The following is a 13097-nucleotide window of genomic DNA, read 5'->3' on the forward strand; positions in this document are numbered from 1 at the left end:
CGAGGATCGGCAGCACATCCGCCCGTGCTGGGGTGCCTGGATTCGAACCAGGAGCTCAAGGCTCCAAAGGCCTGCGGGTTGCCGTTACCCCACACCCCATTGACATGTCAACCCGTGACGCCACATCAACGGATGCGCAGCGTGCCGTCACGGACTGGAACAGCCCGGCGATCATACCCTCAATTCGCCAGTAGAGCTCACGGCTGCCCGGCACATTGATCACAAGGCAGCCGCGATAAGTGTCCCCGACGTTTCGACGCACCGTGGTGGCCTTGTGCTTCTTCAGCGTTGCTCGCTGGAAACGGTCGCGCGGCAACGCCAGTCTCCCCGCCCACCAGTCGGCGGCCGCCTCGGCGTCGGCGGTCTCGTGGATGCTCACCCGATAGGTCGGCACGGCGCGGTCGACCCCGCAGACCTCCAGGAATCTAAGGAAGAGCAACAGCAGTCCCGGATCGCTGTTGATGAACTGCACATGGTCGTCTCGGCGCCAGGGCTTGGACTTGGTGCCCTCACACCAGTAGGTGACCGCACCGAGCAGCAGAACGTCCCGGTCGTCGAGTTCACCGACGGCACGGGCGGCCGAGTCGTGCGCAGCCGCTTGGGCCTCATCGCGTGCCTGGCGGTATGTCGCCCACCGGCCTTCGGTCATGGCCTTCGAGTGGGCTTGGCGGCGTTCCCGCTCCTGCTCCGGATCGCGGGCCAACGGCAGGTGCCGCACCCAGAGGTACGCCGTCGACCTGCTGACCCCCAGCCGTTGCGCGATCTCCGGTACGGAGTGCCCCGTCGAGCGTAGGGCGACCGCCTCGGCCCGCAGGTCGTCCTTGGCGTTGGGGCGTCGAGTCCGCTCCGGCGGCGGTACGCCGCGCAGCAGCTCGTACACCCGGTTGCGGCCAAGGCCGGTGCGGGCCCGGATCTCGCGGACGGAGAGGCGCTCCTCGGTGCGCAGGCGGCGCACCTCGTCGCTGTGGGGGTCGGTCATTCGGCGCAGGCTAGGACCTGGGTAGGACAACCTTCGCATCGGATCTCGTCGCTGTCTGATGTGATCTACCGGGCCGGTAAGTTACGGTGACGTAGCCGTAGATTCGCGTTTTGCGCCGTACCTGTGTGAGGTGCCATGTCCACTGCCCTACTCGACTCCGGCCCGAAACCGCTCACCCAGGGTGCCCAGTCGCGCGGGATCCTCATCGCACTGTGGGCCTTCGTGGTGATTCCCTTCCTCGCACTGATCGCCGCCGTACCGGTGGCCTGGGGTGGTTGGCTCAGCTGGGTCGACGTGGGTGTCGCCGGCTTCTGGTACGTCGTGTCCGGCCTGGGCATCACGGTGGGCTACCACCGGTACTTCACCCACGGCTCGTTCAAGGCGAAGCGGTGGCTGCGGGTGGGCCTGGCCGGTTCCGGTTCCCTCGCCGTGCAGGGCGACATCATCCAGTGGGTGGCCGACCATCGTCGCCACCACGCCTTCTCCGATCTGGAGGGTGACCCGCACTCGCCGTGGCGGTTCGGCACCACGGTGTGGGGCCTGACCAAAGGGCTGTTCCACGCCCATGTCGGCTGGCTGTTCGGCCGTGAGCTGTCCAACCGGGAGCGTTTCGCCCCGGATCTGCTCAACGATCGGGACATTCGGCGGGTCGGTGAACTCTTCCCCGTGCTGGTGATCGTCTCGGTGCTCGGTCCGGCGCTGATGGGTGGGTTGCTGACCTGGTCCTGGCAGGGTGCGTTGACCGCGTTGTTCTGGGGTGGCCTGGTCCGCATCTCCCTGCTGCACCACGTCACCTGGTCGATCAACTCGGTGTGCCATGTGTACGGGGAACGGCCGTTCATGATGCGCCACGGTGACCGGGCGTCGAACTTCTGGCCGTTGGCCATCGTGTCCTTCGGGGAGAGTTGGCACAACCTGCATCACGCCGATCCGACGAGCGCCCGGCACGGGGTGCTGAAGGGGCAGATCGACATCTCGGCCCGGGTCATCTGGCTGTTCGAGAAGGTCGGCGCGGCGTGGGATGTGCGGTGGCCGAAGCCGGAGCGGCTGGCGGCGAAGTTGGCCAAGCCGGCGGACCAGTCGGCCTAGCGGGCGAGCCGACCCGCCAGCAGAAAGTTACCTGACAGTATGTTCGGGTGACCGGGCAGAAGACAGGAAGCATTCCCCAACAGGGCGTCACCGAGCGCCAACGAGGTGACGAGATGGCCGAGGTTCCCAGCGGGGAGAGCGACAAGCGGCGGCGTACGGTGCGCGCCGCGTCGACCAAGCCGACCTCGCGGATACGCATGTCGGCCGCGCAACGACGCGAACAACTGATCGCTATCGGTCGGCAGATCTTCGCCGAGCGGGGTTTCGACGCCACCTCCATCGAGGAGGTGGCGTCGCGCGCCAAGGTGTCCAAGCCGGTGGTCTACGAGCACTTCGGTGGCAAGGAAGGGCTCTACGCGGTGGTGGTGGACCGGGAGGTCCGGTCTCTGCTGGACCGGATCACCACGGCGCTGACCGCCGGCAATCCGCGCGAGTTGCTGGAGCAGGCGGCGTTGGCCCTGCTCGGCTACATCGAGGAGGAGACGAGCGGGTTCCGGGTGCTGGTACGCGAGTCGCCGGTGCTCTCCGCGACCGGCAACTTCAGCAGTGTGATGAACGATGTGGCGCATCAGGTGGAGCACATCCTGGGTGCGGAGTTCTCCAGCCGGGGCTACGACCCGAAGCTCGCGGAGCTGTACGCGCAGGCGCTGGTGGGCATGGTCGCGTTGACCGGCCGTTGGTGGTTGGAGGTGCGTAAGCCGCGCAAGGAGACGGTGGCGGCGCACCTGGTCAACCTGTCCTGGAACGGCTTGTCGCACCTGGAGGCGAAACCAGGGTTGATCAGCGCTGGTCGCTGATCACCGCCGTACCGCGCAGCGCGGTCAGTGGCGGTGGCTCTCGGCGACCGGGTGGTAGCGGCGGTTGCGTTCGGCCTCGGCGTGCTCGGGCGGCCCCACCTTGTCGTAGAGCCCGGTGCCGAGCAGGATCAGGCCGAAGAGCAGCGACACGACCACTGTCGACATCGAGAAGTTCAGGAAGTTGGCGGGGGTCTGCAGGAAGGACATCATCAGCAGACCGGTGATCAGGAAGACGGCTCCGGCGGTCAGGTTCATGTAGTGACCCAGGTTGCCGCGTCGGGAGGCCCCGACGATGAGCACGACTCCGAAGATCACCGAGACGAGCGCGAAGGCCAGGTTGGTCCGCAGTCCCAGCGCCCAGGTGCTGTCCCGGGCGAACAGCGGTTCACCCCAGGTCGAGGCGGTACCCCAGACCCCGAAGGCCAGGATGTAGAGCCCGACCAAGCCGGACAGCACCCGGTAGAACGGCCGCGCCGGGTGGTTGATGGGAATGTGCATCGGCCCTCCAGGCCACCAGGAACAATTCCGACAATTGTCCCTCTCCCACCCCACCCCCGTCAGCCATTCCCCCAGCCCCGCCCCATCAACACCCCACCCAAGACCACACCACCGAACAGCCCTCACCCGCAGGCCCCAGCAAACCCCACCACCAAGACCACCCACCCACGGCCCGCGCGGCAACGACAACCCGCAACCACGACGGGTTTCGCCGGAGCCCGACCCGCGCAGGGATCAAGCCTGACCGCCCGGAGCGGGTCGGGCTCCGGCGAAACCCCACCGCAACAAGGGCAAACCCCAAGCGAACCCCGGACCCGGATCAGGCCCCAGCGAACCCGAAGCCAGGAACCAGCCTCAGAGCACGAGCCGAGCCTTCTGCCACGCCTCGTGCTCCTCGTCCGTACCCACCTTGCTGTACATGCCGGCCATCAGCAGGGTCAGGCTGAGGAGCATCAGCACGACGACGGTGGCCACGCTGAAGTTGAAGATGTTCGCCTCGGTGCGGATGAAGGCCAACCCGCCCAGGCTGACCACCATGATCAGGTACGCGCTCCACTGGTTGATCAGCACGTCCAGGTTGCGGCCGATCGCGGTCCCGGCCAGCACGGCGGCGCCGAAGATGAGGCTCAGCAGCGAGAGGCCGAGGTTGGTCCCCTGCCCGAGCACCCGGGTGTCGCCCTGCCCGAAGAACGGGTCGCCTGCGCTGGCGAAGAAGCCGAGCACACCGAAGATCACCAGGTACAGACCGATCAGCCCGCCGATCGCCCGGTAGATCGGCCGCGCGGGGTGGTTGACGGGGGTGTGGGCCATTTCTGTGTCTCCAAGGCCGTTGGGTCAGGGTCTTCGGCGATTCTCCCGCACCCTGTGGTGTGACGCCGCACACGGGGTCCCCGGCAGATGGCGACGCCGCCGGTCGTCCGGTCCTCGGGCGGGGTCGACGGGTCGCTCAGCCGGCCGGGATCTCCTCGGCCAGGGCGAGCCAGGCCATCTCGATCTCTTCCCGTTCCGCGCGTACCTGGTGCAGTTGGGCGTCCAGTTCGGCGACCTTGGCGTAGTCGGTGGCGTGGGTGGCGAGCTGGTCCAGCAGAGTGGCTTCCTTCTGCTCCAGCTTGCCGACCTGCCGTTCCAGTCGGGTCAGTTCCTTGCGGGCCTGCCGGGCCTCGGCGGCGCTCATCGCGGTGCTGGCGGCGGAAGCAGGGGTCGGCGCGGCCGGGGCGGTCCCGGGGCGGCCCTGGTCTGCGGCTCGGCTGAGGTACTCCTCCACCCCGCCGGGCAGGTGTACCAGCCGTCCGTCGCCGAACATCCCGTACGCCGTGTCGGCCACCCGCTCGATGAGGTAGCGGTCGTGGCTGGCCACCACGATGGTGCCGGGCCAGGAGTCGAGCAGGTCCTCCAGGGCGGCGAGGGTGTCGGTGTCGAGGTCGTTCGTGGGCTCGTCGAGCAGCAGCACGTTGGGTTCTCCGGCGAGCAGGCGCAGCATCTGCAACCGGCGGCGTTCACCACCGGACAGGTCGCCGACCGGGGTCCAGAGCCGCCGGTCGTCGAAGCCGAAGACCTCGGCGAGTTGGGCGGCGGAGATCTCCCGGTCACCGAGACGTACCCGGCGGGCGATCTCCTCGACGGCTTCCAGAACGCGCAGTTCGCTGGGGAGTTCCCGCAGTTCCTGGGAGAGGAAGGCGGGTCGCACCGTGGAGCCGGTGACCAGCCGTCCGCCGTCGGGGCGGGTGATGCCGGCGAGCATCCGCAGCAGGGTGGTTTTGCCGGCGCCGTTGGCGCCGAGGATGGCGACCCGGTCGCCGGGTCCCACCTGCCAGGTGGCGTCTTCGAGGATGCTCTTGGGACCGGCGTGCAGCCGGACGTGCTCCAGGTCGTACACCTGCTTGCCGAGCCGGGCGGTGGCAAGGCGTTGCAGGGAGGTGGTGTCGCGCGGGGGTGGCACGTCGGCGATGAGGGCGTTGGCCGCGTCGATGCGGAACTTCGGCTTGGAGGTTCGGGCGGGTGCGCCTCGGCGCAGCCAGGCGATCTCCTTACGGAGCAGGTTCTGCCGGCGGGCCTCGGTGGCGGCGGCCACCCGTTCGCGTTCGACGCGGGCCAGGGTCCAGGCCGCATACCCGCCCTCGTAGGCGCGGACGGTCTGGTCGGCCACCTCCCAGGTGGTGGTGCAGACCGCGTCGAGGAACCAGCGGTCGTGGGTGACCACGACGAGGGCGCCCTTGCGGCCGAGCAGGTGTCGGGCCAGCCAGTCGACGCCGCCGACGTCGAGGTGGTTGGTGGGCTCGTCGAGGATGAGCAGGTCGGCTTCGCGGACCAGCAGAGCGGCCAGCGCGACCCGGCGGCGTTCGCCGCCGGACATCGGTCCGACGGGGGTGTCGAGGCCGAGGTACGGCATGCCGAGCCCGTCGAGGATGGCGCGTACGCCGGCGTCACCGGCCCATTCGTGTTCGGCACCCATGCTCTCGGCGAGCCATTCGGTGCCGAGTACGACGTCGCGGACGGTGGCCTCGGGGCTGAGGGTGAGGTTCTGGGGCAGCCAGGCGACCCGCAGGTCGCGGCGGTGGGTGACCCGGCCGTCGTCCGGTTCCTCGGCGCGGATGAGCAGTCGCAGCAGGGTCGACTTGCCGGCGCCGTTGAGCCCGACCACACCGATCCGGTCGGCGTCCTCGAGGCCGAGCGAGACGTTGGTGAGCAGTGGCCCGGCAGCGCCGTAGCCCTTGGACACCCGGTCCAGGTTGACGATGTTGGCCACGAACCCACCTTCCATGATCAAGGCGTCCCGGTGCCGGCGGGCACCTGGGGACGCCTGACTCTCAGGGTACGCGGGACGCCACCGCCCCCGCCCACGGCCGTCTCTGGCCGGCACCCGATGATCGCGCCCGTTGCGGGATCGAGTGGCCTCCTAGCGAGGTCGAGACCACTCGATCCCGGATCGAGCGCGATCTGGCAGGGGCCCGAGCCCAGGTCAGGTGATGCGGGCGCCGTGGACCGGGCCGTGGGCGGTGCGGACCTGCCGGCACACCTCGGCGGCGGTCAGTTCGACGGCGATCCGTTGCGCGTCGGCGGCGTCGAGGGCCAGGAAGACGCAGGTGGGGCCGGAGCCGGAGACGATGCCGGCCAGGGCACCGGCCGCCTCCCCGGCCTTCAGGGTGGCCGCCAGGGATGGTCGCAGGGACAGCGCGGCGTCCTGAAGGTCGTTGCCGAGGGCGCCGGCGAGCACCCGGGGATCGCGCTGGCGCAGTGCGCCCAGCAGAGCGTCCGTACTGCCCAGTGCCGGTCCTGCCGCCCCGGCCTCGCGCAGCCGGTCGAGTTCGCGGTACGCCTGCGGGGTGGACAGGCCGCCGTCGGCGATGGCGACCACCCAGTGCCAGGAGGTGGGCCGGGCCAGGACGGGGCTGATCGCCTCGCCCCGGCCGGTGCCGAGGGCAGTGCCGCCGTGGATCAGGAAGGGCACGTCCGAGCCGAGGTCGGCGGCGATGCCGGCCAGTTCGTCGCGGGACAGGCCGGTGCCCCAGAGAGCGTCGCAGGCGACCAGGGTGGCGGCGGCGTCCGCGCTGCCACCGGCCAGGCCACCGGCCAGGGGGATCTGCTTGCGCAGGTGCAGTCGTGCGTGGGGCATCACCCCGGCGTACCCGGCCAGGGCGTGGGCGGCCCGGATGACCAGGTTGGAGTCGTCCAGGGCCAGTTCACCGGTGCCCTCCCCCTCCATGGTCAGGGTCAGGGTGTCGCCCCGTCGGGCAGTCAGCTCGTCGTAGATCGAGATCGCGTGGTAGACGGTGTTCAGTTCGTGGTAGCCGTCCCGGCGTAGCGGGCCCACCCCCAGGTGCAGGTTGACCTTGGCGGGCACCCGCACCTTCACCGGCCCGCTGGCCCCGCGCCGCTCGTCGTCCTCCGGTCGCCAGGCCTCGGTCACCGGGTGCCACCCCGCCCGTACGACGGCACGAACGACTTCTCCACGATCAGCTCCTCGGCGGTTGTCAGGCGGCCGGTCCCGCGTCGGCGTCAGCCTACTGGGCTCAGGAGGTACCGCTCTGGGCCGACGCGGCCACCGCGGCGAACTGTTCGACCGTGAGGGATTCCCCTCGGGCGCCGGGGTCCACCCCGGCGGCGGTGAGCGCCGCGGCGGCCCGGTCCGCACCCCCGGCCCAGCCGGACAGGGCGGCCCGCAGGGTCTTGCGACGTTGGGCGAACGCGGCGTCCACCACGGCGAAGACCCGCTCCCGGGGTACGTCGGTGCGGGGTGGTTCGCGGCGGGTGAAGGCGACCAGACCGGAGTCGACATTGGGTACCGGCCAGAACACGTTCGGTGGCACCTTCCCGGCGGCGCGGGCGTGGGCGTACCAGGCGAGTTTGACCGACGGGATGCCGTACACCTTCGAGCCGGGACCGGCGACGAGCCGGTCAGCGACCTCCTTCTGCACCATGACCAGTCCGTGCCGGAGGCTGGGCAGCACGGCCAGCAGGTGCAGCACCACCGGCACCGCCACGTTGTAGGGCAGGTTGGCCACCAGGGCCGTCGGGGCCGGGTCGGTCAGTTCGGCGTCGGTGATCCGCAGCGCGTCGGCGTGGTGCACGGTGAGCCGGGTGGCGTACGGTCCGGCGTGCCGGGCGGCGGTGTCCGGCAGCGCCGCGGCCAGGGTCGAGTCGATCTCCACGGCGTGTACGTGGGCGGTGGCGGGCAGCAGGCCCAGGGTCAGCGAGCCGAGCCCTGGCCCGACCTCCAACGCCACGTCCTCGGCGGTGAGCCCGGCGGCGGCGACGATCCGGCGCACGGTGTTCGGGTCGTGCACGAAGTTCTGCCCGAGCCGCTTGGTGGGGGCGACACCGAGCCGGGCGGCGAGTTCCCGGATCTGCGCCGGTCCGAGCAGGTCTGCGGCCATAGCCCGACAGCCTACGGGTAGGGAAGGGCCCCTTATCAGCGCCTCGTGCGGGAGCACGCGCGGTGGACGATCAGTGCCAGGGGCCGAAGGCTCGCTCACCGGTGGCGGAGATCGCGGCGCACAGGTCGTCGAGGTCGGCACCGGTGGTGGCGGCCAGGGCCCGCACGGTCAGCGGGATGAGGTATGACGCGTTCGGTCGTCCCCGGTACGGCGTCGGGGTGAGGTACGGCGCATCCGTCTCGACCAGGATCTGGTCCAGCGGGGTCAGCGCGGCGGCTTCGCGTAGCGGGGCGGCGCTGGCGAAGGTGACCGTCCCGGCGAAGCTGAGCAGAAATCCCCGGCGGACACATTCGGCGGCGAACTGGGCGTCACCGGAGAAGCAGTGCATCACCACGGTGTCCGGGGCGCCCTCGTCGTCGAGGATGCGCAGCACCTCGTCGTGGGCCTCCCGGTCGTGGATGACCAGGGTCTTGCCGTACCGCTTGGCGATGGCGATGTGGGCCCGGAAGCTCTCCTCCTGGGCGGCCCGTCCCTCGTCGCCGGTGCGGTAGCGGTCCATCCCGGTCTCGCCGATGCCGCGTACCCGGTCCCGGGCGGCCAGCGACTCGATCTCCCGCAGCGCGGCGTCGAGGTCGGCCAGCCGGGGTGCCTCGTTGGGGTGCAGCGCCACCGTGGCCAGCACGGCGGGGTGCCGGTCGGCCACCTCGGCGCCCCATCGGGAGGAGGCGACATCGACGCCGACCTGGACCAGCCGGTCGACGCCCACCGCGGCGGCGACCTCGATCGCCGCGGCGACCGGGTCGGCGGCGTCAGCGGCACCTGGCACCCCTACCTCGCTGACGGTGATGTCCAGGTGGGTGTGGCTGTCGAGCACCGGCCGGGGCAACGGTTCGGGTGCGGGCGGGAACTCACCGGCGCGGCGCGCCGCGCGCTGGCTGCGGGACTCGGTCATCAGCGACAGCATCACACATCCCGGTGCTCCGCCCTTGCCCCACCCGGGCGTTCACCCGCAGCGGGGTCGGGGGCCCGCGCATATCGGTCGGTGGGACGGGAATGCGCGAGCGACCGCGTCATCCTGACCCCCTAGGAGTGGAGATGCCCTTCATCACCGTCGGTACGGAAAACTCCGCACCGATCGATCTGTACTACGAGGATCACGGGTCCGGTCAGCCGATCGTGCTGATCCACGGGTTCCCGTTCAGCGGATCGACCTGGGAGAAGATCTCCGGGCCACTGCTCTCGGCCGGATATCGGGTGATCACCTACGATCGGCGCGGGTTCGGCAACTCGGCCCAGCCGTCGTTCGGGTACGACTACGACACCTTCACGGCCGACTTCGACATCCTGATGACGGAGTTGGACCTGCATAACGCGATCCTCGTCGGCCACTCGATGGGCACCGGGGAGGTGACCCGCTACCTGGGCGCGTACGGCTCGGACCGGGTGGATCGGGCGGTTCTGCTGGCGCCCTTGGCGCCGTACCTGACGAAGGCGCCGGACAATCCGGAGGGGGTCGACCCCAGCCTGCTGGAGGAGTTCAAGCAGGCGATCATCGACGACCGTTTCGCCTACCTGACCCAGTTCTGCAACGACTTCTTCAACTACGCCGAGAACCGGGGCACTCTGGTCAGCGATGAGGCGTACCGGGCGCACTGGGACATCGGTGCCCGGGCCTCGGCGATCGGCACCCACGACTGCGTGGACTCCTGGGGCACGGATTTCCGCAGCGACGTGTCCCGGATCGACGTGCCCGTGCTGATCGTCCAGGGCGACCAGGACCGGGTGTTGCCGTACCCCAAGACCGGTCAGCGGTTGCAGCCGATGCTGTCGGACAGCCGGCTGGTCACCCTCAAGGGCGCCCCGCACGGCACCCCGTGGACCAACGCCGACCAGGTACTCCAGGCGATCATGGAGTTCATCGGATCGCCCGTGCGGGCCCGGGCCTGACCGGCCCGGACGACGGGCGCGGCCCCGGTGCGGGGGTCGCGCCCGTCACGCAGCTCAGCCGCCGAGCCGGGCCAGTTCCTCGTCCACGATCGAGGGGTCCAGCTTGCGGAAGACCGGCTTGGGCGCCGCGAGGGGCCGACCCACCTCAAGGGGTACGGACTCCCAGCGCGCACCCTGCCGGTAGTCCCCGGTCAACACCGGGTACGCGGGCCCGCCGTCGAGGTCCTCGACCTGCTCGATGACCGGCATCGGGGCGTGCACCCCGGTGCCGCCGAGCAGTTCGTGGACCTGCTGCGCGGAGTGCGGCAGGAACGGGGTGAGCAGCGTGTTGGCGTCGCTGACCACTTGCAGGGCGACATGCAGGATGGTGCCCATCCGGGGCTTGTCCGCCTCGTCCTTGAGCTTCCAGGGTGCCTGATCGGAGAGGTACCTGTTGGCCTCGGCGACCACCTTCATCGCCTCACCGATGGCCTGCTTCTGCCGGTGCCGGGCGATCAGGTCCCCCACGGTGGTGAACCCGGCGCGGGCCACCGCGAGCAGCGCCTCGTCGGCCTCGGTCAGCCCGTTCGGGTCGACCGCCGGGATCTGGCCGAAGTTCTTCGCCGCCATGGAGATCGACCGGTTGACCAGGTTGCCCCAGCCGGCGACGAGTTCGTCGTTGTTGCGGCGGAGGAACTCGGCCCAGGTGAAGTCGGTGTCGTTGCTCTCCGGGCCGGCCACCGCGATGAAGTAGCGCAGCGCGTCGGCGTCGTAGCGCTCCAGGAAGTCCCGGACGTAGATGACGACCCGACGGGAGGAGGAGAACTTGCGCCCCTCCATGGTCAGGAACTCGCTGGAGACCACCTCGGTGGGCAGGTTGAGCCGCCCCAACTGCCCCGGCTCGCCGTCGCGGCTGCCCTCGCCGGAGTAGCCGGCGAGCAGGGCCGGCCAGATCACCGAGTGGAAGACGATGTTGTCCTTGCCCATGAAGTAGTACGCCTGGGCGTCCTTCCCGGCCCCGTCGGTGGACCACCACCTGCGCCAGGCTTCCGGGTCGCCGCAGCGGCGGGCCCACTCGATGGAGGCGGAGAGGTAGCCGATCACCGCGTCGAACCAGACGTAGATCCGCTTGTCGGTGCGCTCCCGCCAGCCGTCCAGCGGGATCGGCACCCCCCATTCCAGGTCGCGGGTGATGGCCCGGGGCTGGAGGTCGTCCAGCAGGTTGCGGGAGAACCGCAGCACGTTGGGGCGCCACCCCTCCCGGGTGTCCAGCCACTGGCGGAGCACCTCGGCCAGGGCGGGCAGGTCGAGGAAGAAGTGCTCGGTCTCGACGAACTTGGGGGTCTCCCCGTTGATCTTCGACTTGGGGTTGATCAGGTCGATCGGGTCGAGCTGGTTGCCGCAGTTGTCGCACTGGTCGCCGCGGGCGCTGTCGTACCCGCAGATCGGGCAGGTGCCCTCGATGTACCGGTCGGGCAGGGTGCGGCCGGTGGAGGGGGAGATCGCCCCCATGGTGGTCTTCGGGACGATGTAGCCGTTGCGGTACATCCCCTCGAACAACTCCTGCACCACGGCGTAGTGGTTGCCGGTGGTGGTGCGGGTGAACAGGTCGTAGGAGAGGCCGAGGCCGTGCAGGTCCTCGACGATCACCCGGTTGTACCGGTCGGCCAGCTCCCGCGGAGTCAGCCCTTCGGCGTCGGCCTGCACCTGGATCGGGGTGCCGTGCTCGTCCGTGCCGGAGACCATGAGCACGTCGTGTCCGGCCATCCGCATGTACCGGGCGAAGACGTCGGAGGGAACGCCGAAACCGGAGACGTGGCCGATATGGCGGGGGCCGTTGGCGTACGGCCAGGCCACTGCCGCGAGAACGTGACTCATGCCGAGCAAGCCTAGTGACCCGTCACCGGCGTCCGCGAACCAATAGGGGTGCTGGGGGACGCGCCACCCCGATCCCGTGTCCGATTTGTCACCGACACGCTGCCTGTGCTGCCGTCTGTGACGAATCTGCGGGTGTCAAATGAACCGCGTGACCGGCAGCAGCGCCACCCGCGACCACGACGAGGGTCCTCCCCCCACCCCCCGGCCCGATCCGGGCCCGCGTACCCAGGCGGTGGCACCCCAGCCCCGGGCGGTCCCGCCGGGGCGGTCCGCGACCGCGCCACCTGAGGGGGCCACCGGGGTCGAGGTGGAGCCCACCACCGGAGCGCCGGTGGAGGCGCTGCCGCGTCGGGTTCCGTTGCGCTCCGCCGGGCGCGGTGCCCACCGGGCCGGGATCGGCGGCCCGGCGGAGGACACCTTCTGGGCCCCGATCGAGCAGGTGCACTGGGACGGCACCCCGGTACGACCGGAGGCGCACGCGACGGGCCACCCCTGGTGGCGTCCGTCCTGGCCGGTACGGCGTCGCCGCAAGCGGTCGAGGCATCCGCCGGACCCCCTGCCCGGGTTGACCGCGCTTGTCGGGTTGACCTTGACTGCGGCCTTCTTCGCCTGGGTCAGCGCCGGCCCGTTCTGGCTGGCGGTCGGGCATGCCAGAACGGGCAGTGTGGTGGTGACCGACTGCACCGGCGGAGGGTTGTCCCAGCGCTGCCGGGGCAATTTCGCCGCCACGGACGATCGGTTCCGCAGCTACGGGGTCCGGGTCAGCGGGGTGCCCGAGCGGCAGGCCACCGCCGGCACGGTCCTGCCCGCCCGGGTCACCGGCCCACAGGCCGACATCGCGTACGCCGATCAGGGCGCCGGTGCGCACCTGCGCTGGGTGCTCGGCCTGCTGGGGGTGCTCGGCTGCGCCGCCGGCATCGCCCGGTGGACCGGCGCCACCCGGCTGCCCGACCCGGCGGCCCGGCGCTGGGCCGTCGCCGCCAGCTTCGGCGGCCCGCTGGTGATCACCCTCGGCTTCCTCCTCGCCGCCTGGTGAGTCTCCTGGTTGACGAGGGG

General features: G+C 70.4%; 12 protein-coding genes and 1 tRNA gene. 4 read left to right on the forward strand and 9 right to left on the reverse strand.

Annotated features, from left to right (window positions below; genetic code table 11):
- Positions 1-27: 27 nt before the first annotated feature.
- Together ACLQ2T_RS08730 and ACLQ2T_RS08735 are read right to left on the reverse strand one after the other, a co-directional pair.
- Positions 28-99 (reverse strand) — tRNA-Gln (locus ACLQ2T_RS08730).
- A complete protein-coding gene (locus ACLQ2T_RS08735; protein WP_425765596.1) occupies positions 56-1018 on the reverse strand; it encodes a helix-turn-helix domain-containing protein in 963 nt (320 codons plus the stop codon). Before ACLQ2T_RS08735 ends, ACLQ2T_RS08730 begins: the two co-directional genes overlap by 44 nt.
- A 96-nt stretch (positions 1019-1114) precedes the next feature.
- Between ACLQ2T_RS08735 and ACLQ2T_RS08740 the strand changes: the two genes are divergently transcribed.
- Positions 1115-2068, forward strand: coding sequence for an acyl-CoA desaturase (locus tag ACLQ2T_RS08740; protein ID WP_425765475.1), 954 nt, complete (start codon positions 1115-1117; stop codon positions 2066-2068).
- Between the two features lie 113 nt (positions 2069-2181).
- Entirely contained in the window at positions 2182-2865 is a 684-nt protein-coding gene (locus ACLQ2T_RS08745; protein WP_425765476.1) for a TetR family transcriptional regulator, read from the forward strand.
- Positions 2866-2889: 24 nt separating this feature from the next.
- Here the strand turns inward: ACLQ2T_RS08745 and ACLQ2T_RS08750 are convergent, their stop codons facing one another.
- The 6 genes from ACLQ2T_RS08750 to ACLQ2T_RS08775 all read right to left on the reverse strand — a co-directional run bounded on the left by ACLQ2T_RS08750 (position 2890) and on the right by ACLQ2T_RS08775 (position 9201).
- The gene (locus ACLQ2T_RS08750; RefSeq protein WP_425765477.1) at positions 2890-3363 is read right to left on the reverse strand and encodes a DUF4383 domain-containing protein; all 474 of its coding nucleotides are present in this window, start codon (positions 3361-3363) and stop codon (positions 2890-2892) included.
- Positions 3364-3717: 354 nt separating this feature from the next.
- Positions 3718-4173 (reverse strand): DUF4383 domain-containing protein, encoded by a 456-nt coding sequence (locus tag ACLQ2T_RS08755; RefSeq protein ID WP_425765478.1) that lies wholly within the window; start codon positions 4171-4173, stop codon positions 3718-3720.
- A gap of 136 nt (positions 4174-4309) precedes the next feature.
- Positions 4310-6109, reverse strand: a complete 1800-nt coding sequence (locus ACLQ2T_RS08760) for an ABC-F family ATP-binding cassette domain-containing protein (RefSeq protein WP_425765479.1) — start codon at positions 6107-6109, stop codon at positions 4310-4312.
- Positions 6110-6322: 213 nt separating this feature from the next.
- Complete coding sequence (locus tag ACLQ2T_RS08765; RefSeq protein ID WP_425765480.1) at positions 6323-7270, reverse strand: 4-(cytidine 5'-diphospho)-2-C-methyl-D-erythritol kinase; 948 nt, start codon at positions 7268-7270, stop codon at positions 6323-6325.
- 103 nt (positions 7271-7373) lie between these two features.
- A complete protein-coding gene (rsmA, locus tag ACLQ2T_RS08770; RefSeq protein WP_425765481.1) occupies positions 7374-8237 on the reverse strand; it encodes a 16S rRNA (adenine(1518)-N(6)/adenine(1519)-N(6))-dimethyltransferase RsmA in 864 nt (287 codons plus the stop codon).
- 70 nt (positions 8238-8307) lie between these two features.
- The gene (locus ACLQ2T_RS08775; protein WP_425765482.1) at positions 8308-9201 is read right to left on the reverse strand and encodes a TatD family hydrolase; all 894 of its coding nucleotides are present in this window, start codon (positions 9199-9201) and stop codon (positions 8308-8310) included.
- Between the two features lie 131 nt (positions 9202-9332).
- Between ACLQ2T_RS08775 and ACLQ2T_RS08780 the strand changes: the two genes are divergently transcribed.
- Positions 9333-10184, forward strand: a complete 852-nt coding sequence (locus ACLQ2T_RS08780) for an alpha/beta fold hydrolase (protein WP_425765483.1) — start codon at positions 9333-9335, stop codon at positions 10182-10184.
- A 54-nt stretch (positions 10185-10238) separates the two neighbouring features.
- Here ACLQ2T_RS08780 and metG read toward each other — a convergent pair whose 3' ends face one another.
- Positions 10239-12041 (reverse strand): methionine--tRNA ligase, encoded by a 1803-nt coding sequence (metG, locus tag ACLQ2T_RS08785; RefSeq protein ID WP_425765484.1) that lies wholly within the window; start codon positions 12039-12041, stop codon positions 10239-10241.
- Between the two features lie 139 nt (positions 12042-12180).
- On the opposite strand from metG, the gene ACLQ2T_RS08790 reads away from it, so the two are divergent.
- Complete coding sequence (locus ACLQ2T_RS08790; RefSeq protein WP_425765485.1) at positions 12181-13077, forward strand: hypothetical protein; 897 nt, start codon at positions 12181-12183, stop codon at positions 13075-13077.
- Positions 13078-13097: the final 20 nt, after the last annotated feature.

This window comes from Micromonospora sp. DT229, from assembly GCF_049844505.1.
Classification (GTDB): domain Bacteria; phylum Actinomycetota; class Actinomycetes; order Mycobacteriales; family Micromonosporaceae; genus Micromonospora.

What these genes read in the sequence shown, in the direction of transcription:
- metG (WP_425765484.1), bottom strand. Translation starts at nt 12,041, where the DNA reads ATGAGTCACGTTCTCGCGGCAGTGGCCTGGCCGTACGCCAACGGCCCC.
- ACLQ2T_RS08755 (WP_425765478.1), bottom strand. Translation starts at nt 4,173, where the DNA reads ATGGCCCACACCCCCGTCAACCACCCCGCGCGGCCGATCTACCGGGCG.
- ACLQ2T_RS08775 (WP_425765482.1), bottom strand. Translation starts at nt 9,201, where the DNA reads ATGCTGTCGCTGATGACCGAGTCCCGCAGCCAGCGCGCGGCGCGCCGC.
- ACLQ2T_RS08745 (WP_425765476.1), top strand. Translation starts at nt 2,182, where the DNA reads ATGGCCGAGGTTCCCAGCGGGGAGAGCGACAAGCGGCGGCGTACGGTG.
- ACLQ2T_RS08780 (WP_425765483.1), top strand. Translation starts at nt 9,333, where the DNA reads ATGCCCTTCATCACCGTCGGTACGGAAAACTCCGCACCGATCGATCTG.
- rsmA (WP_425765481.1), bottom strand. Translation starts at nt 8,237, where the DNA reads ATGGCCGCAGACCTGCTCGGACCGGCGCAGATCCGGGAACTCGCCGCC.
- ACLQ2T_RS08735 (WP_425765596.1), bottom strand. Translation starts at nt 1,018, where the DNA reads ATGCGAAGGTTGTCCTACCCAGGTCCTAGCCTGCGCCGAATGACCGAC.
- ACLQ2T_RS08740 (WP_425765475.1), top strand. Translation starts at nt 1,115, where the DNA reads ATGTCCACTGCCCTACTCGACTCCGGCCCGAAACCGCTCACCCAGGGT.
- ACLQ2T_RS08750 (WP_425765477.1), bottom strand. Translation starts at nt 3,363, where the DNA reads ATGCACATTCCCATCAACCACCCGGCGCGGCCGTTCTACCGGGTGCTG.
- ACLQ2T_RS08790 (WP_425765485.1), top strand. Translation starts at nt 12,181, where the DNA reads ATGAACCGCGTGACCGGCAGCAGCGCCACCCGCGACCACGACGAGGGT.